The 15450-nt window shown below is 66.0% G+C and carries 15 protein-coding genes; 6 read left to right on the top strand and 9 right to left on the bottom strand.

The genetic code is table 11. From position 1 onward, the window contains the following. Positions 1 to 80: 80 nt before the first annotated feature. The 7 genes from G3545_RS25090 to G3545_RS25060 all read right to left on the bottom strand — a co-directional run bounded on the left by G3545_RS25090 (position 81) and on the right by G3545_RS25060 (position 8543). Entirely contained in the window at positions 81 to 3149 is a 3069-nt protein-coding gene (locus G3545_RS25090) for an autotransporter domain-containing protein (protein ID WP_170016776.1), read from the bottom strand. A gap of 227 nt (positions 3150 to 3376) precedes the next feature. After that, positions 3377 to 4372, bottom strand: coding sequence for a WD40 repeat domain-containing protein (locus tag G3545_RS25085; RefSeq protein WP_170016774.1), 996 nt, complete (start codon positions 4370 to 4372; stop codon positions 3377 to 3379). A gap of 223 nt (positions 4373 to 4595) precedes the next feature. Next, a complete protein-coding gene (locus tag G3545_RS25080; RefSeq protein ID WP_170016772.1) occupies positions 4596 to 5588 on the bottom strand; it encodes a GTP-binding protein in 993 nt (330 codons plus the stop codon). 134 nt (positions 5589 to 5722) lie between these two features. Continuing rightward, positions 5723 to 6682 (bottom strand): metal ABC transporter substrate-binding protein, encoded by a 960-nt coding sequence (locus G3545_RS25075; RefSeq protein WP_170016770.1) that lies wholly within the window; start codon positions 6680 to 6682, stop codon positions 5723 to 5725. An 18-nt stretch (positions 6683 to 6700) separates the two neighbouring features. Then, positions 6701 to 7573, bottom strand: a complete 873-nt coding sequence (locus tag G3545_RS25070; protein WP_170016768.1) for a metal ABC transporter permease — start codon at positions 7571 to 7573, stop codon at positions 6701 to 6703. Continuing rightward, positions 7570 to 8313 carry a zinc ABC transporter ATP-binding protein AztA gene (aztA, locus tag G3545_RS25065; RefSeq protein WP_170016766.1) on the bottom strand — a complete coding sequence of 248 codons (744 nt, stop codon included), beginning with the start codon at positions 8311 to 8313 and terminating at the stop codon, positions 7570 to 7572. Before aztA ends, G3545_RS25070 begins: the two co-directional genes overlap by 4 nt. Continuing rightward, positions 8310 to 8543, bottom strand: coding sequence for a hypothetical protein (locus G3545_RS25060; RefSeq protein ID WP_170016764.1), 234 nt, complete (start codon positions 8541 to 8543; stop codon positions 8310 to 8312). The genes aztA and G3545_RS25060 overlap by 4 nt, the downstream gene beginning before the upstream one ends. A 259-nt stretch (positions 8544 to 8802) precedes the next feature. Between G3545_RS25060 and ppa the strand changes: the two genes are divergently transcribed. The 3 genes from ppa (at position 8803) to G3545_RS25045 (ending at position 11043) form a co-directional block, all read left to right on the top strand. Next, positions 8803 to 9333, top strand: a complete 531-nt coding sequence (ppa, locus tag G3545_RS25055) for an inorganic diphosphatase (RefSeq protein WP_170016762.1) — start codon at positions 8803 to 8805, stop codon at positions 9331 to 9333. A gap of 338 nt (positions 9334 to 9671) precedes the next feature. Next, positions 9672 to 10619, top strand: a complete 948-nt coding sequence (locus G3545_RS25050) for a TAXI family TRAP transporter solute-binding subunit (protein ID WP_170018274.1) — start codon at positions 9672 to 9674, stop codon at positions 10617 to 10619. Between the two features lie 58 nt (positions 10620 to 10677). Beyond that, positions 10678 to 11043, top strand: coding sequence for a DUF1850 domain-containing protein (locus G3545_RS25045; protein ID WP_170016760.1), 366 nt, complete (start codon positions 10678 to 10680; stop codon positions 11041 to 11043). A 129-nt stretch (positions 11044 to 11172) separates the two neighbouring features. Here G3545_RS25045 and G3545_RS25040 read toward each other — a convergent pair whose 3' ends face one another. Continuing rightward, positions 11173 to 11979, bottom strand: a complete 807-nt coding sequence (locus G3545_RS25040; protein WP_170016758.1) for a creatininase family protein — start codon at positions 11977 to 11979, stop codon at positions 11173 to 11175. Between the two features lie 97 nt (positions 11980 to 12076). Next, a complete protein-coding gene (locus tag G3545_RS25035) occupies positions 12077 to 12466 on the bottom strand; it encodes a RidA family protein (RefSeq protein WP_170018273.1) in 390 nt (129 codons plus the stop codon). A 247-nt stretch (positions 12467 to 12713) separates the two neighbouring features. Between G3545_RS25035 and G3545_RS25030 the strand changes: the two genes are divergently transcribed. The 3 genes from G3545_RS25030 to G3545_RS25020 all read left to right on the top strand — a co-directional run bounded on the left by G3545_RS25030 (position 12714) and on the right by G3545_RS25020 (position 15449). After that, positions 12714 to 13712: an ABC transporter substrate-binding protein gene (locus G3545_RS25030; RefSeq protein ID WP_170016756.1), complete on the top strand. Its 999-nt coding sequence runs from the start codon at positions 12714 to 12716 to the stop codon at positions 13710 to 13712. A gap of 169 nt (positions 13713 to 13881) precedes the next feature. Next, a complete protein-coding gene (locus G3545_RS25025; protein WP_170016754.1) occupies positions 13882 to 14673 on the top strand; it encodes an ABC transporter ATP-binding protein in 792 nt (263 codons plus the stop codon). Further along, positions 14673 to 15449: an ABC transporter permease gene (locus G3545_RS25020; RefSeq protein ID WP_170016752.1), complete on the top strand. Its 777-nt coding sequence runs from the start codon at positions 14673 to 14675 to the stop codon at positions 15447 to 15449. Before G3545_RS25025 ends, G3545_RS25020 begins: the two co-directional genes overlap by 1 nt. Position 15450 lies beyond the last annotated feature (1 nt).

Below are 15450 nucleotides of genomic sequence, written 5' to 3'. Positions count from 1 at the left end.
GATGACGGGACCTGGAAACGAAAATGCCCGGCGCAAGGCCGGGCATTCGATGTGTGGAACCGAGCGATGCTTTACCGGGCTCAGAACTTGTAGACGAGGCCGCCCTTCACCGCATTGTACTCGGTCTCGTCGGCGAACTGGCCTTCATAGCTGATGTTCAGCGACAGGCCGGTGCTGATGCCGACATCGAGGCCGGCACCGACGACGAGGCTGTCCTCGGCGATCGGCGTGCCCGCCACGGTGAAGCCGGCACCCGTAGCCGAGAACGCCATCGCCATTTCCGGGGTCACGCCGTCAAAGGCATGGCGCCAGGCCAGCGACGCATGCGGGGTGACCGCCGCGCCCGACATCTCGAAGGTGGTCGCCACGCGCGCACCGAGCGTGGTGTAGGTGGTGTCGAAGTCGAGGCCGTCCGAGGTGAGGCCGGTGATCGGTGCGTTCTTCTCGGTGAAGCCGTCGGTCTCGATCCGGCTCCAGGCGATCTGCGCGAACGGCTCCAGGGCAGCGTTGGCCACCTGGAACACGTAGGCGGCCTCGGCGAACAGGCTTGCGGTGGAGCCGTCATAGGACGCGGTCGGCTTCTCGGTGACGTCGCCGACCACCACGGTGCGGTGGCTGTCGAGCTCGCTCCAGCCATAGGAACCGCCGCCGCGGACCTTGAAGGCATCGAAGCTGGCGCCGGCATAGGCGGCGATCAGCACGGTGTCGGCGTTCACGCTGGAGGAGCGATCATCGACATCGCTTTCGGCGGAGGAATAGCCGCCGGCAAGACCGAAGGTGAAGTTGTTCATGGTCACGTCGGCGCCGGCAAGGAAGCCGCCGACCGTGCCGTTGACCGCGGCCGCGTTGCCGTCGCTATTGGCGTCGATCCACTGGCCGAAGCCCTGCGCCCAGGTCGCATAGACCGGACCGACCGGCGCCGCCGGCGCCTTCAGCGCCTTGAAGGCAGCGGGTTCCGGCGCCTTGGTCGCATAAGCGGTGGCCGGGCCGTCGGCATTGAGCGCGGCGAGCGCGCCGGAGGTGCCCACCGGAGCCTGGCGCAGGCGGCTGACCAGCGTGTCGGTCACCAGCGTGTTCTGGCTGAACAGCACCGCGCCGACCGAAGCGTGCGCTTCGCCCGAGAGCAGGTCGAACGCCCGCTGCGCTTCTTCGGTGGTCGAGACCAGGATGTTGTCATAGACCTTCCAGCCTGGGCCGCCCGCCTCGACCGCCCCCCCGACGGAGCGCTGGTTGCGCGTGGCGCCGATGCTGGAGAATGTGACGTCGTTGCGGTTCAGCATCAGATAGACGGTGGTCTCGTCATAGCTGAGCGTCGGAGTGAGGAAGGCGAAGTCGGAGACAACGTCGCCGAACGCGCCGTCAATGCCGCCTTCCGAAGTCAGGATGGTGTAGCGGGTGCCATAGGTGAAGTCGCTGCCGACGGCGTCGACCAGTACCTTGGCATCCTCGTCGATGGTGGTCTCGCCCTTGACGATGATGAGGTCGCTCTCGCCGCCGGCGGTCGCGGTCACTTCATATTCGGCCAGCTCGTTGAAGGCCGCATTGCCGTTGATGGTCAGCGTGCCGACCTCGCCAGCGGCACCCGGCGCGATCAAGGCGCGGCCGCTGTTCGTGAGGCCGCCAATGATGCCGTTGCCGCGCAGCGTGCCGCGAATGTCGCCATAGACCGCGGCGCCTTCGAGCGTCACCACCGAGTTGCCGAGATCGGCGTCGTCGAGGATCAGCGTGCCCCAGCTGACGCGGGTCGAGCCGGCGAAATCGGTCGAGCCGGTGAAGGTAACGCCGGCGCTCACCGCGACGTACAGTTCCTCGAAGTTGCGATAGGTCTTGGTGTTGCCGACCTCGTCGAGATTGAAGCTGCCGCTGTCGCCGAAGGCGAGCTGGTCGCTGCCGGTGCCGCCGTCGACGATGCCGCTGACGCTGCTGCCATTGTAGCGGATGAAGCTGTCGTTGCCCGCTCCCATGTCGACCGCGGTGCCGTTGCCGCCGACGATCGAGCCGTAATTGTAGAAGATGTCGCCATACTCGCCGACCAGCTTCACGCCGAAGCCGTTCTCGCCGGTGATCGAGCCGTGATTGGTGATGGTGGTGGCGGCGACCGCCGAGCCGTCATTGCCGTCGTCGATCAGGATGCCGTTGTCCTTGCCGTAGATCAGCGAGTCGGCATCGGCATTGGTGATGGTGCCGCCGCCCATGGCGACGCCTTCGGACTTGTTGAGCTGGCCGTCCTTCGAGCCCTTGGCGCCGAGGCCCTTGATGGTGCCGTAATTGATGACGGTACCCGCAAGGTCGATATCGACGCCGTCGCCGTCGCCATTGGCCGAGACGCTGTCGATGCGGCCCTCGATGGTGCCGTAGTTCCAGACGACGCCGGTGCCGTCCGAGCCGACGCCGGAGCCGTTGAGGCCGACGATCGAGGCGTTCTCGTAGTTGGTGACATTGATGTATTGGCCGGCAGTGACGCCGTGGCGCGAGCCGGTGATGGTGGCGCCGGAATAATTGTCGACGGTGCCGCCGAGATCGTCGCCGAAGTCGACGCCGTCGGCCTTGTTCACGTCGGTGTCGACGGTGTTCAGGCTACCGCCGACCACGTCGCCGTAATTGGCCAGCCGGCCGCCGGCGCCGAGGCGCACGCCGTCATCATGCTGGCCGTCAATGGTGCCGGTGCTGTTGTTGGTGACGAAGGTATAGCCGTTCGTCACCGCGCGCAGGTCGAGCGCCTGGCCGGTCGCCGAGCGGATGGTGCCGGAATTGGTGATGGTCACCGTCGAGCCGCTGGCCAGCGGGCTGTTGATGCGGATCGCGTCATTGCTCGAACTGATGAGACCGTCGACTTCGTTATTGATGGTGATGTTGCCGGTGACGTTGTTCGCCGAATCGATGGCCCGGGTCGTCGCCGTCACGGTGCCGAGATTGGTGATGACCACGCCGGCGCCGGTGGCATTGCCGTTCCAGGTGATGGCGGTGCCGGTGACATTGAGCTCGGCGCCTGCGCCGATGACGCCAGTCTCGACGCCCTGCAGCGTCTGCGGGTTGGTCTCCGTGCCGGCAATCGAGAAGGTGCCGGCGAGCGCGGGCAGCGGCGCCATGGTGAGGCAGCCGGCCGCGAGCAGCGCAATGCGGCTCGTCGACGAGAACATCGTGGTCATGTGAAATCCCCAGCTTTGCACAGAACCGGAGGCCCCAATTACCCCTCCGGAAAGTCAGAACTGGTTGGCTAGAGAGCCCACATGACAGTCGGGCGACAGCTCCGACGGAGCGCCGGAGATTCATTGGTACGAGAATGATTCAATAATCTGCTGTGGCGAAGCGGCAACGTTGTACGGATTCCGGGATCAATTTCCGGCCGCAAATACAAAGCCGGCTAAATTTGATCTCAGAGCACCAGCAATCCGCCCTTGCCGTCCTCGGTGCCGATCGCCACCGCCCCCCCGTCCGGGCGCCAGGCGAGAGCGGTCACCGCGCCGCCACCAGGGGCGCGGATCAGGATTTCCGCGGCATCGGCAATGCGCACCATGAGCGCGAGGCCGTCTTCATAGCCGACCACGACCACCTCGTCCTTGGGATGCGCGGCGACCGCGGAAACGCGGACATCGCGCGGCGCCAGCATGGTCGGCGGCTTGCCCATCGGCCCCTCCTTGGAGGCGAACGGCCAGAGGATCGCCTCGGTCGCGCCCGAGGTGACGAGGAAGCGCCCGCCCGCGGTGAACTCCATGGAGCGCACGCGCGAAGGGTAGCCGCTCATGCGCATATGCGTGCCCTCGGGCAGCTTCCAGCCATGCAGCGCCGGCTCCTGCATGGTGGTTACAAGGAAGCGCGCCTCGGGATGCCAGATGACGCCACGATGCGAGCCCTTCCATTCAAGGAATTCGGGCTTGGCCACCGCATTGGGAAACCACAGGCTGGCCCCGCCATAATGCGCCACGGCGAGCCTTGTGCCCTTCGGTGCGAAGGCGAGGCCGCCGACGGTGGAGGGGAAGTCGAACGACTTGGCCTCGCCCTTGCCGGGACGGAAATGCGCGGTCTTGCCGGCGGAGAAGGCGACGGCGCCGTCCGGCCCGCTCGCCACCTGGTCGATCCAGCGGCCCTTCTGCTCGAACAGCGCCTCGAAGGTGCCGTCGCCTTTCGTCGCCACCACGCGCCCGTCATCACCGCCGGTCAGCACGCGGCGCGCATCGCCGGCGACGGAGAGGATGGTGCCGTTGTGCGCGGCGAGGCGCTGCTCGTTCTCGCCATCGGCAAGGACGATCTCGCCGGTGGCGAGCGCGAACACGGCCTGCGTGCCGAGGAAGCGCACGCCCACCGCCTCGCCGCCGAGATCGACGTCGCGAAGCTTGGAGGTGAGCGAAGCGGGGAGCGATGAGGCGGGCATGGGCAGCTCGGCGTCGAGGAGGTGAGACGCCGGGTTAGCGGAATTTGCGCGCGGCGTCACGTTTGTGGCTCGTACTCACCTCTCCCGCACAACGTCATCCTGAGGCGCGAGCCAAAGGCGAGCCTCGAAGGATTTTGAGGCAGAGGGCCATCGGGGACGGGCATCCTTCGAGGCCCGGCTTAGGCCGGGCACCTCAGGATGACGTCCTCCTTCGACAAGACCCTCACGCCACGCAGGCGCGGAACCCCTGCTCCAGTGCGTTCTTGTCGAGCTTGCGCCCGATGAAGACGATGCGGCTGTTCTTCGGCTCGTCCGCGCGCCACGGGCGCTGGTGATCGCCGTCGAGGATCATGTGCACGCCTTGGAACACGAAGCGGTCCGGATCGTCCTTGAAGGCGAGGATGCCCTTGGAGCGCAATATGTTCGGCCCTTCCGTCTGCGTCAGTTCCTGGATCCACGGGAAGAACTTGTCCGGGTCCAGCGGCTTGTCGCTCGAAAAGGAGAAAGACTGCATCTCCTCGTCGTGGAAGTGCTTGTGGCCGCCTTCCAGAAAATCGGGGTCGATGGCGGTGATGCGGTCGAGGTCGAAGGCGCCCTGCCCCAGCACCTTGTCAATGGCGATATCCGAGCGCTGGGTGCGGTGGATGCGCGCGAACGGGTTGATCGCCCGGATGCGCATCTCGACATCCTTCAGCTCGGTCTCGGAGACGAGGTCGGTCTTGTTGAGCAGGATGACGTCGGCAAACGCGATCTGGTTCTTCGCCTCGGGGGCGTCCTTCAGCCGGTCCTTCAGCCATTTGGCGTCGGCGACGGTGACGACGGCGTCGAGCGTGGTCTTGGCGCCCACCGTCTCGTCGACGAAGAAGGTCTGCGCCACCGGCGCCGGATCGGCAAGGCCGGTGGTCTCGACGATGATGCCGTCGAAATCGCCCTTGCGCTTCAACAGCCCGTCGATGATGCGGATCAGGTCGCCGCGCACGGTGCAGCAGATGCACCCGTTGTTCATCTCGAACACTTCCTCGTCGGCGCCGACCACGAGGTCGTTGTCGATGCCGATTTCGCCGAACTCGTTGACGACGACGGCGAACTTCTTGCCGTGCGGCTCGGAGAGGATGCGGTTGAGCAGCGTCGTCTTGCCGGCACCGAGATAGCCGGTGAGCACGGTGACGGGGATCTTGGCGGGCTGCGGGATCTTGTCGGCCTGGGCGTCGGGCATGATAAACCTCGATATGTCTCCACAAACGTCATGCCCGGGCTTGTCCCGGGCATCCACGTCCTTGGCTGGGAGCGTTCGTGGATGGCCGGGACAAGCCCGGCCATGACGACTGACGACTATTGAAGGCGAACTGCTCAGCTCGACAGCGCGGCCGAGAATTCGCGGATATTGTTGCGCATCAGGTCGATGTAGGTGCTCGCCGGGCCTTTGTCATCGGACAGCGCGTCGGAATAGAGCGTGCCGCCGACCTTGGCCCCGGACTCCTTGGCGATGCGCTCGGCAAGCCGCGGATCGGAAATGTTCTCCAGGAACACCGCCGGGATCTTATCCGCCTTGATCTGGCGGATGATCCGGGCGACGTCCTTGGCGGACGCCTCGGTATCGGTGGAGACGCCTTGCGGCGCAAGCAGCGTCAGCCCATAGGCCTGGCCGAAATAGCCGAAGGCATCGTGCGAGGTGATGATGCGACGCTGGCCGACGGGAATGCGGGCCATGGTCTCGCTTACTTCCCTGTCGAGATCGGCGAGCTTGGCGAGATAGGCGTCGGCCTGCGCATTATAGGCGTCCTTGCCGGCAGGGTCGGCGGCGATCAGCGCGTCGCGGATATTGCGGGCATAGATCTGCACGTTCTTCACCGACTGCCAGGCGTGCGGATCGAGCGCGCCATGGTCGTGGCTCTTGTGCGCGGAGGCGTCCGCCTCGTCGTCGTCCTGCGGCTCGCTTTTGGTGCGGTAGCGCGGGGTCACCCCCTCCGTCACCACCACCAGCTCGGCCTTGCCGCCGGAGGCCTTGGTGAGGCGTTCCATCCAGCCCTCGAGCCCGAGGCCGTTCTCGAACACGATGACCGCACCGGCCACCGCCTTCGCATCCGCCGGCGTCGGCTGATAGACGTGGGTGTCGCCGTCCGGCCCGACCAGGGTCTTAACCGCGACGCGATCGCCGCCGACCTGCTTCACGATATCGCCGAGGATGGAGAAGGTGGCGACCACCGGCAGCGGGGATGCGGCAGATTGGGGCGCCGCGGACTGGGCGGCGGCCGGCGAGACGAGCGCCGCGGCGAAGGCGACGGCCAGAGCGGTTCTGCGGGAAATCATGCGAACTCCTGTGGTGATTCAGGCTTCGAGATGGCGGCGCGGCGCGAGGCGGGGAATGAGCCCGCCGACCGGCCCGAGAAAGACGGACAGCGCGTAAGCGCCGCCGGCGACGAGGATGATGGCGGGCCCGGAAGGCGCGCCGGAATGATAGGAGACCAGCAATCCCACCGCGCCGGAGCCGGCGGCGATCAGGCTCGCCAGCGCGACCATCGAGGTGAGGTCGCGCACCCAGAAGCGGGCGGCGGCGGCCGGCAGCATCATCAGCCCGACCGCAAGCAGCGTGCCCAATGCATGGAAGCCGCCGACCAGGTTCAGCACCACCAGGCCCAGGAAAGCGAGGTGCGAGGGCGCGCCCGCCCGGCTGACCGAGCGCAGGAAGCCGGGATCGACGCATTCCAGCACCAAGGGGCGCCACAGCACGGCGAGCATCAGCACGGTGATGGAACTGATGGAGACGATGAGCAGCAGCGTCGCGTCGTCGAGCGCCAGCACGGTGCCGAACAGCACGTGCAACAGGTCGACATTGGAGCCGCGCAGCGAGACCAGCATCACGCCGAGCGCCAGCGAGGTGAGGTAGAAGGCGGCGAGCGCCGCGTCCTCCTTCATGTCGGTAGCGCGGGCCACCGCGCCTGCGCCCAGCGCCACCGCGAAGCCCGCCACCAGCCCGCCCGCGGTCATGGCGAACAGGTTGAGCCCGGCGGCGAGAAAGCCGACCGCCGCGCCGGGCAAAATGGCATGGGCCATGGCGTCGCCGGTGAGACTCATGCGTCGCAGCATCAAGAGCACGCCGATCGGCCCGGCGCCGGCGGCGAGCGCAAGCACGCCGACCAGCGCCCGGCGCATGAAATCGAACTCGGCGAACGGCGCGATCAGGAGATCATAGAGGTTCATGCCGCGATCCCCGGCGCGCAGGCGTGGGCGGCTTCGTCCCAGGCCTCGCACATGCGCCGCGCCTGCAGCAGGTTCTCGGCCGTCAGCACTTCGGCGGTCGTGCCCCAGGCCACCTTGGAGCGCGCCAGCAGCAGCACCTCGCGGAAATGCTCGCGCACCAGATCCATGTCGTGCAGCACGGCGATCACGGTGCGGCCCTCGCCGTTCCAGCGCTCGATCAGCGCCACGAGGTCGGCGACGGTGCCGGCATCGAGCGCGGTGAAGGGCTCGTCCAGCAGGATCAGCCTCGCGTCCTGGAGCAGCAGGCGGGCGAACAGCGCGCGCTGCATCTGCCCCCCGGACAGCGTGCCGACCGGGCGCGCCTCGAAGCCCTCCAGCCCGACAGCGGAAATCGCCGCTTCGATCTTCTCGCGGTCGGCGCGCTTCACCCCGCCGAACAGGCCGAGGCGATGCCACAGCCCCATGGCGACGAGGTCATAGACCGGGATCGGAAAGCTGCGGTCGAGTTCGGCCGCCTGCGGCAGATAGGCGATCTCCTCTGCCGAAAACGCGGTACGATTGATGGTGCCGGAGAGCGGGCGCAGCGCGCCGGCAATCCCCTTCAGCAGCGTCGACTTGCCGGCGCCGTTCGGCCCGCACACCGCGAGCAGCGCGCCGTCCTTCACCTCGCCGTCGAGATGGTGCACCGCCGGATGGCGGTCATAGCCGAGCGTGAGGTCGCGAAATGCCAGCACGCTCATGACGCGCCTCCATAGATCACCCACAAGGCGAGCACCCAGACGACAATGGCGACGGGCAGCGCCACCGCGAGCCGCTGCAATAGCGAAGCGCGCAGCAGCGAGGGCGGCACCGAGGCGCGGTGCACGTTCCTGGCCGCGGGCGCATGGCTGTGCGGATGTCCGTGGTCATGATCACGGTCGTGTCCGCCGGTGGGAATGCGAGGCGAAACAAGGGTCGGCGCGTTGCTCATGCGGTCTCCGCAAGCCGGTGGCGAGCGGAGTGATACAACATATCAATTCGCCCTGTCCAGCCGTTTGATATGTTGTATCAGCCAACTTTGCCATACCCGGCAACCGCTTGCGTTAGCCCTGCGCCGAATTGATGCGGTGCAGCACCTCGACGCCGCCTCTCCCGCGACATATAGGAAGCGCCACTTCGTTCCGGACGCTCGGCCGGACCCCTGCGACGCCCCCGCTTTCGGAAAACCACGCCCTTCGGAGCCCATTGATATGGACATTTCGCGCGTCACGGCCGGAGACAACCCGCCGGATGAGATCCACGCCTTCATCGAGATCCCGCTCGGCGGGCAGCCGGTGAAGTATGAGCTCGACAAGGATTCCGGCGCCCTGATGGTCGACCGCTTCCTGCACACCGCGATGTTCTATCCCGGCAATTACGGCTTCATCCCGCAGACGCTGGCCGATGACGGCGACCCGCTCGACGTGCTGGTGCTGGCCCCGGTCTCGCTGGTGCCGGGCTGCGTAGTGCCGTGCCGTCCGATCGGAGTCTTGATGATGACGGACGAGAAGGGCGCCGACGAGAAGATCCTCGCCGTGCCGGCCGACCGCGTGCACCCCTTCTATGCCGGAGTGCGCAGCTATAGCGAACTGCCGCCGCTGGTCATCGAGCAGGTGGCGCACTTCTTCACCCACTACAAGGATCTCGAGCCCGGCAAGAAGGTCTCGGTCGCCGACTGGGCACCCCCGGAGCTCGCCAAGGACATCATCCGCAAGTCGATCGCGGCTGGCGCGAAGAAGTAGTCTTCGGCGTATTCAGTTCGAGACGCGTGATGGCCGGGCTCGTCCCGGCCATTTTCGTTCTGGGGTTGATCTGCTTCAGCATCCTTCGAGGCCGGCCGCTGGCCGGCATCTCAGGATGACGTGGTTATTAAAAGCAACGTCATCCCGAGGTGCGAACGCAGTGAGCCTCGAAGGATGCCCATCGCCGCACAACCCGCTCTTTCCTCAGCAATTTCACGCCCCTTCGAAATTCCCCCTCGCCATTCCAGCGCGCCTCGCTACTCTTTCGCAAAACGCCGGCCGCCAAGAGCCGGTTCGGGTTACGCTTTCGGGGAGGAATCGAGATGGTCGGCATCAGGATGGTCCGCATCAGGACGGCGGCGCTCGCCGCGGTGCTCGCACTCTCAGCACTGGCGTCGGCGAGGGCCTCGGAAATCATCAATGTGCTCACCGGCGGCACCTCCGGCGTCTATTATCCGCTCGGCGTCGCGCTGGCCAAGATCTATGCCGACAAGATCCCGGATGTGCGCCCATCGGTGCAGGCGACCAAGGCCTCTGTCGAGAATCTCAACCTGATCCAGCAGGGCAAGGGCGAGGTCGCCTTCACGCTGGCCGACAGCCTCGCCCAGGCGTGGGCGGGCAATGAGGAGGCCGGCTTCAAGACCAAGCTCGGCAAGCTGCGCGCCATCGCCGGCATCTATCCGAACTACATCCAGATCGTCGCCTCCAAGGAAAGCGGCATCAAGACGCTCGCCGACCTCAAGGGCAAGCGGCTCTCTGTCGGCGCGCCGAAGTCCGGCACCGAACTGAACGCCCGCGCCATCCTCAAGGCCGCCGGTATCAAGTACGAGGACCTCGGCAAGGTGGAGTATCTGCCTTTTGCCGAATCCGTGGAGCTGATGAAGAACCGCCAGCTCGACGCCACGCTGCAATCGGCCGGTCTCGGCGTCGCCTCGATCAAGGATCTCGCCACCTCGGTGCCGATCACCGTGGTCGAGGTGCCGGCCGCGGTCATCGCCAAGGTCGGCGTCCCCTACCAGGCCGTGACCATTCCGGCTGGCACCTATTCCGGGCAGGACACGCCGATCTCCACCGCCGCGGTGCAGAACTTCCTCGTCACCCGCGCCGATGCCAATGACGACCTGGTCTATGAGATGACCAAGGCGATGTTCGAGAACCTGCCGGAAATGGCCGCCGCCCAGGCCGCTGCGCGCTCGATCAAGCTGGAGGACGCCGCCAAGGGCTCCCCAGTGCCGCTGCATCCGGGTGCGGTGCGCTATTACAAGGAAAGGGGCGTCGGGCTCTGAGGCTGATCGCCCACCACCCGTCGCCTTGGAAGATGCCCCCCACCGCGCCGGCCACCGCATGAGCCTCGTCTGCCTCACTGCTGCCGGCACCACGGTGAAGCTCGCCGCGGTGGTCACGCTGGTGTGGACGCATTCGGTGCAGAAGACCCGCTGGGAGGAGGACTGGCGCGCGACGCCGGCCGGCCTCGTCATCACCGAGGCCCGCATACAAGGCTCCGGCGCCGGCATGGACCCAGCGGACGATGCGGTGCTGAGGGATGGCACCTGGCACTGGACGCCGAAGCTGCCGCCCCAGCAAGCCGTCGAACTGCGCCGCTCGGGCGCGACGGCGGACTGGAGCGTTTGTTACTCTGGGACGTGCCGGCTGATGGGGGAATTGCTGCCGGCCAATGCCGACCCGGTGACGCTTACGATGTGCGAGTGACACTCGGCTTGAGCATCCTTCGAGGCTCGCTGCGCTCTCGCCTCAGGATGAGGTTCATTTTTACGAGCAACCTCATCCTGAGGTGCCCGGCAAAGCCGGGCCTCGAAAGATGCTCAAGCAGAGCCACGCTCAGCCCAGCGGCCCCGGCGACAGGCGGGACAGCTCGAAGCGGTGCACGTCGGACAGCAATTCGATGAACGCCCGCGCGCCGAACTTGGCGCAGGCGGCGCCCTTCTCGGCGGTGCCCTCGCCGGCATCGCCGATGGCGCCCTCAGGCGAAATGTCCTGCGCCATCCAGCCGAAGCCGGCCGGCGTGCCGGCGCGCAGATAGGCGAATTCCTGCTCCATGCCGAGCGTCGCCGCCGGGAAATCGGCGATCTTGTCGGTGCGCACCACTTCGGGGCGGAACGCCTGCATCAGCGCCGTCTCGATGCCACCGGCATGGATGCCGTGCACCCGCTCGCGCTCGCTGAACAGGCCTTCCGGATAGCCGAAGCGGTGCCAGGAAATCGTCACCGCCAGCATGCCGAGCCGGGCGCGCAAATCGCGGGCCACTATGTCGATCATCGGCACATTGCCGCCGTGCGAGTTCACCAGCACCAGCTTGCGCACCCCGGCGCGGTGAACGCTCTCGCCGATCTCGGTCCAGGCGCGGATCACCGTCTCGGCGGACAGCGACAGCGTCCCGGGAAAGCCGACATGCTCGTTCGACTTGCCGATGGCCTGCATCGGCAGGAACACCGCCGGCAGATCGTCCGGCAGCAATTCCATAGCCGCGTCGAGATAGCCCTGCCCGATCATCGCGTCGACGCCGACGGGAAGGTGCGGACCATGCTGCTCCACCGCCGCCACCGGCAGCACGGCGATCCATTCCGCGGTATCGCCATTGGCGAAGTCGGGCCAGGTCAGTTCGGTCCAGAAGCGTTTCGGGGGCATTTGGGCACCAATAGCCGCACACTGTATCTTGGCGCCTGTCATAAAGCCCGGCCATGGCAAAACTCAAGCAATGCTTGAGTGTGGCTCAAGCCCGGCTCTAGCCGACCTTGGCCGCCAGCGCCTCTATTTCGACCTTGAACACCTCGCGCGCGAAGCCGGAGACGATCATCAATGTCGAGGCTGGCGGCGGATCCGCGATGAAGCGGTCGCGCGCCGCCATATAGGCGGGAAGATGAACGCGATCCGTGACATAGGCGTTCAGCCGCACGATGTCCCTCGGTGCCATGCCGGCCTCCGCAAGGCAGGCGGCAATGGCGCGAAAGCAGAGATCGGCCTGCGCTTCCGCACTCTCCGGCACGGCATCATCGACGCCGATGCCGAGCTGGCCGGAGATGAGCAGCAGCCGCGCGCCCGCCGGGATCTCCACGGCATGGCTGTAGCGGGCGAATGGCTTGCGGATGGCGGCGGGGATGAAATGACGCAGCATGACAACGACGGTAAGCATGACGTCATCGGATCGCAACCGCGACACCGGCCGACAGCGCATTTTCCGCAAAAGTGAAGCGCTTTTGCGACAAGAAAATGCTCCATCGTATTGAATATAGAGCACTTTCTGATCGTTCGGATGAATTCATCCGAACGGAAGGGGCTCTATGTGCATCTGCTTTGCGCTCGCCTAATATGGTGGCACAACCGCCCCGCTTCCCGCTGCTTTGCGCCGACAGGAGACGCTGATGCGCTTCGCCTTCCGCCCCCTCGCCGCCTTCCTCGCGCTGGGTCTCGCCGTCTTCGCCGGGCCCGCCTCGGCCGCTGACAAGGTGACGTTCGGCACCAATTGGGTGGCGCAGGCCGAGCATGGCGGCTTCTACCAGGCGGTGGTCGACGGCACCTACGCGAAATACGGCCTCGACGTCACCATCCTGCCCGGCGGCCCGCAGGCCAATAACCGCCTGCTGCTGCCCGTCGGCAAGATCGATTTCTATATGGGCGCCAACATGCTGCAGGCCTTTTCCTCGGTGCAGGAGAAGATCCCGACGGTCATCGTCGCCGCCATCTTCCAGAAGGACCCGCAGGTCTTCCTCGCCCATCCCGACGTGGCGAAGTTCGAGGATCTGAAGACCCGCACCATCTTCGTCTCCAAGGAAGGCATCGCCACCTATTATCAGTGGCTGGTGGCGGATTACGGCTTCAGCGAGAAGCAGGTGAAGCCCTACACCTTCAACGCCGCGCCATTCCTCGCCGACAAGAACAGCGCCATGCAGGGCTACATCACCTCCGAGCCTTATGCGGTGGAGAAGCAGGGCGGCTTCACGCCGAAGCTGTTCCTGCTGGCGGACTATGGGTTCGACACCTATTCCACCACCATCGAGACCCGCACCGAACTGGTGGCGCAGAACCCCGACCTGGTGCAGCGCTTCGTCGATGCCTCGATCATCGGCTGGTACAATTATCTCTATGGCGACAACGCCAAGGCCAATGCGCTGATCAGGCGAGACAATCCGGAGATGACGGATGAGATGATCGCCTTCTCCATCGACAAGATGAAGGCGTATGGCATCGTCGATTCCGGCGAGGCGCTCAATCTCGGCATCGGCTCAATGACCGACGCCCACATCAAGAGCTTCTTCGACAAGATGGTGCGGGCCAAGGTGGTGAGCGGCGATATCGACTATAAGGCGTCCTACACCACGAAGTTCGTGAACAAGGGCGTCGGCAAGGAACTGCGGAAGTGAGGGCGGCGGGCTACCCGAACGCCCGTATATTCCCGTCATGGCCGGCCTTGTGCCGGCCATCTCGATTCCCGATGCGCTGTCCGGAATCGAGATCCCCGGCACAAGGCCCGGGATGACGTACATTGATAACGTTCGCAAAGAGCCTGTTCTGCGTCCGAAAGTCCGCTTGATGCCCCCTTCCCCTCTCCTCACCCTCGACGGCATCGGCAAGTCCTTCCCGAACGGCGTCACCGCGCTGGAGGGGCTGGATATTGCGGTGCGTGAGGGCGAGTTCCTCTCGCTGCTCGGCCCGTCCGGTTGCGGCAAGTCGACGGCGCTGCGGCTGATCTCCGGCCTCGCCGAGCCGACCGCTGGCACCATCCGCTGGAATTCCGGCACCCGCGGACGCCCGTCCATCGGCTTCGTGTTCCAGGAGCCGACCCTGATGCCGTGGGCCAGCGTGTTCGGCAATGTGCATCTGCCGCTCAAGCTCGCCGGCCAGTCGAAGCGCGCGGCGGAGCCCGCCATCATGGAGGCGCTGGAACTGGTCGGTCTCGCCGGCTTCCGCGACGCTTTTCCGCGCGAACTGTCCGGCGGCATGAAGATGCGCGTCTCCATTGCCCGCGCATTGGTGACCAAGCCCCGCCTGCTGCTGATGGACGAACCCTTCGCCGCGCTCGACGAGATCACCCGCTTCAAGCTGAATGACGACCTGCTCGAAGTGTGGCAGCGGCTGCACTGCACCGTGATCTTCGTCACCCATTCGGTGTTCGAATCGGTGTTCCTGTCCTCGCGCATCCTGGTGTTCCGCGCCCGGCCGGGGCGGATCGCGGCGGAACTGGAGATCGATCCGGGCCAGCCGCGCGACGAGACGTTCCGCACCTCGCCGGAATATGCCGCGCTGTGCCGGCGCACCTCGCAGGCGCTCGCCGCGGCGATGGGCGCCAGCCCACCGGAGCCCACTCTGGCGGAGCCCGCCTGATGCGGGCGTTCCGGTTCCTGTTGCCGGTCGCGGTGCTCGCCATCGTCATCTATGGCTGGGACCTGATCGTGCGGCTCAATCATCTGCCGCCTTATGTCCTCCCCTCACCCGGTCTCGTCCTGGAGACGCTGTGGAAGGACCGCATCGTTCTGTTCGATTCCTTCCTGGTGACACTGCGGGTGACGCTGCTGGCGCTTCTTGCTGCGGTCATTGGCGGCGTCGCGCTCGCCTTCGTCTTCGCCTCATCGCGCATCGTCGAATTGTCGCTGTTCCCGATCGCGGTGATCCTTCAGGTCACCCCCATCGTCGCCATCGCGCCGCTGATGCTGATCTATCTCCAGCCGGATACCGCCGTGCTGGTCTGCGCCTGGGTGGTGGCCTTCTTCCCCATTCTCGCCAACACGACGCTGGGGCTGAACTCGGTCGATCCGAATCTGCGCGACCTGTTCGCGCTGTCGGGTGCCGGCCCGTTGCAGACGCTGACGCTGCTGCGCGCGCCCTCGGCGCTGCCCTATTTCCTCGGCGGGCTGCGCATTGCCGGCGGGCTTGCGCTGATCGGCGCCATCGTCGCCGAGATCGCCGCCGGCTCGGCGGGACAGGGCTCGGGGCTTGCCTTCCGCATCGTGGAATCCGGCTACCGCCTCAACATACCCCGCATGTTCGCGGCGCTGCTGCTGATCTCGCTCGCCGGCATATTGATCTATTTTATCCTCAGCCTCGTCTCCTGGCTTGCGCTCAGGCGCTGGCACGAGAGCGAGTTGCCGCAGCGCAGGTGAA

Origin of the sequence: Starkeya sp. ORNL1 (assembly GCF_012971745.1) — a bacterium.
Classification (GTDB): Bacteria; Pseudomonadota; Alphaproteobacteria; order Rhizobiales; family Xanthobacteraceae; genus Ancylobacter.
This window is presented reverse-complemented; position numbering and strand designations above follow the sequence as displayed.

What these genes read in the sequence shown, in the direction of transcription:
- G3545_RS25090 (WP_170016776.1), bottom strand. Translation starts at nt 3,149, where the DNA reads ATGACCACGATGTTCTCGTCGACGAGCCGCATTGCGCTGCTCGCGGCC.
- G3545_RS25085 (WP_170016774.1), bottom strand. Translation starts at nt 4,372, where the DNA reads ATGCCCGCCTCATCGCTCCCCGCTTCGCTCACCTCCAAGCTTCGCGAC.
- G3545_RS25080 (WP_170016772.1), bottom strand. Translation starts at nt 5,588, where the DNA reads ATGCCCGACGCCCAGGCCGACAAGATCCCGCAGCCCGCCAAGATCCCC.
- G3545_RS25075 (WP_170016770.1), bottom strand. Translation starts at nt 6,682, where the DNA reads ATGATTTCCCGCAGAACCGCTCTGGCCGTCGCCTTCGCCGCGGCGCTC.
- G3545_RS25070 (WP_170016768.1), bottom strand. Translation starts at nt 7,573, where the DNA reads ATGAACCTCTATGATCTCCTGATCGCGCCGTTCGCCGAGTTCGATTTC.
- aztA (WP_170016766.1), bottom strand. Translation starts at nt 8,313, where the DNA reads ATGAGCGTGCTGGCATTTCGCGACCTCACGCTCGGCTATGACCGCCAT.
- G3545_RS25060 (WP_170016764.1), bottom strand. Translation starts at nt 8,543, where the DNA reads ATGAGCAACGCGCCGACCCTTGTTTCGCCTCGCATTCCCACCGGCGGA.
- ppa (WP_170016762.1), top strand. Translation starts at nt 8,803, where the DNA reads ATGGACATTTCGCGCGTCACGGCCGGAGACAACCCGCCGGATGAGATC.
- G3545_RS25050 (WP_170018274.1), top strand. Translation starts at nt 9,672, where the DNA reads ATGGTCCGCATCAGGACGGCGGCGCTCGCCGCGGTGCTCGCACTCTCA.
- G3545_RS25045 (WP_170016760.1), top strand. Translation starts at nt 10,678, where the DNA reads ATGAGCCTCGTCTGCCTCACTGCTGCCGGCACCACGGTGAAGCTCGCC.
- G3545_RS25040 (WP_170016758.1), bottom strand. Translation starts at nt 11,979, where the DNA reads ATGCCCCCGAAACGCTTCTGGACCGAACTGACCTGGCCCGACTTCGCC.
- G3545_RS25035 (WP_170018273.1), bottom strand. Translation starts at nt 12,466, where the DNA reads ATGCTGCGTCATTTCATCCCCGCCGCCATCCGCAAGCCATTCGCCCGC.
- G3545_RS25030 (WP_170016756.1), top strand. Translation starts at nt 12,714, where the DNA reads ATGCGCTTCGCCTTCCGCCCCCTCGCCGCCTTCCTCGCGCTGGGTCTC.
- G3545_RS25025 (WP_170016754.1), top strand. Translation starts at nt 13,882, where the DNA reads ATGCCCCCTTCCCCTCTCCTCACCCTCGACGGCATCGGCAAGTCCTTC.
- G3545_RS25020 (WP_170016752.1), top strand. Translation starts at nt 14,673, where the DNA reads ATGCGGGCGTTCCGGTTCCTGTTGCCGGTCGCGGTGCTCGCCATCGTC.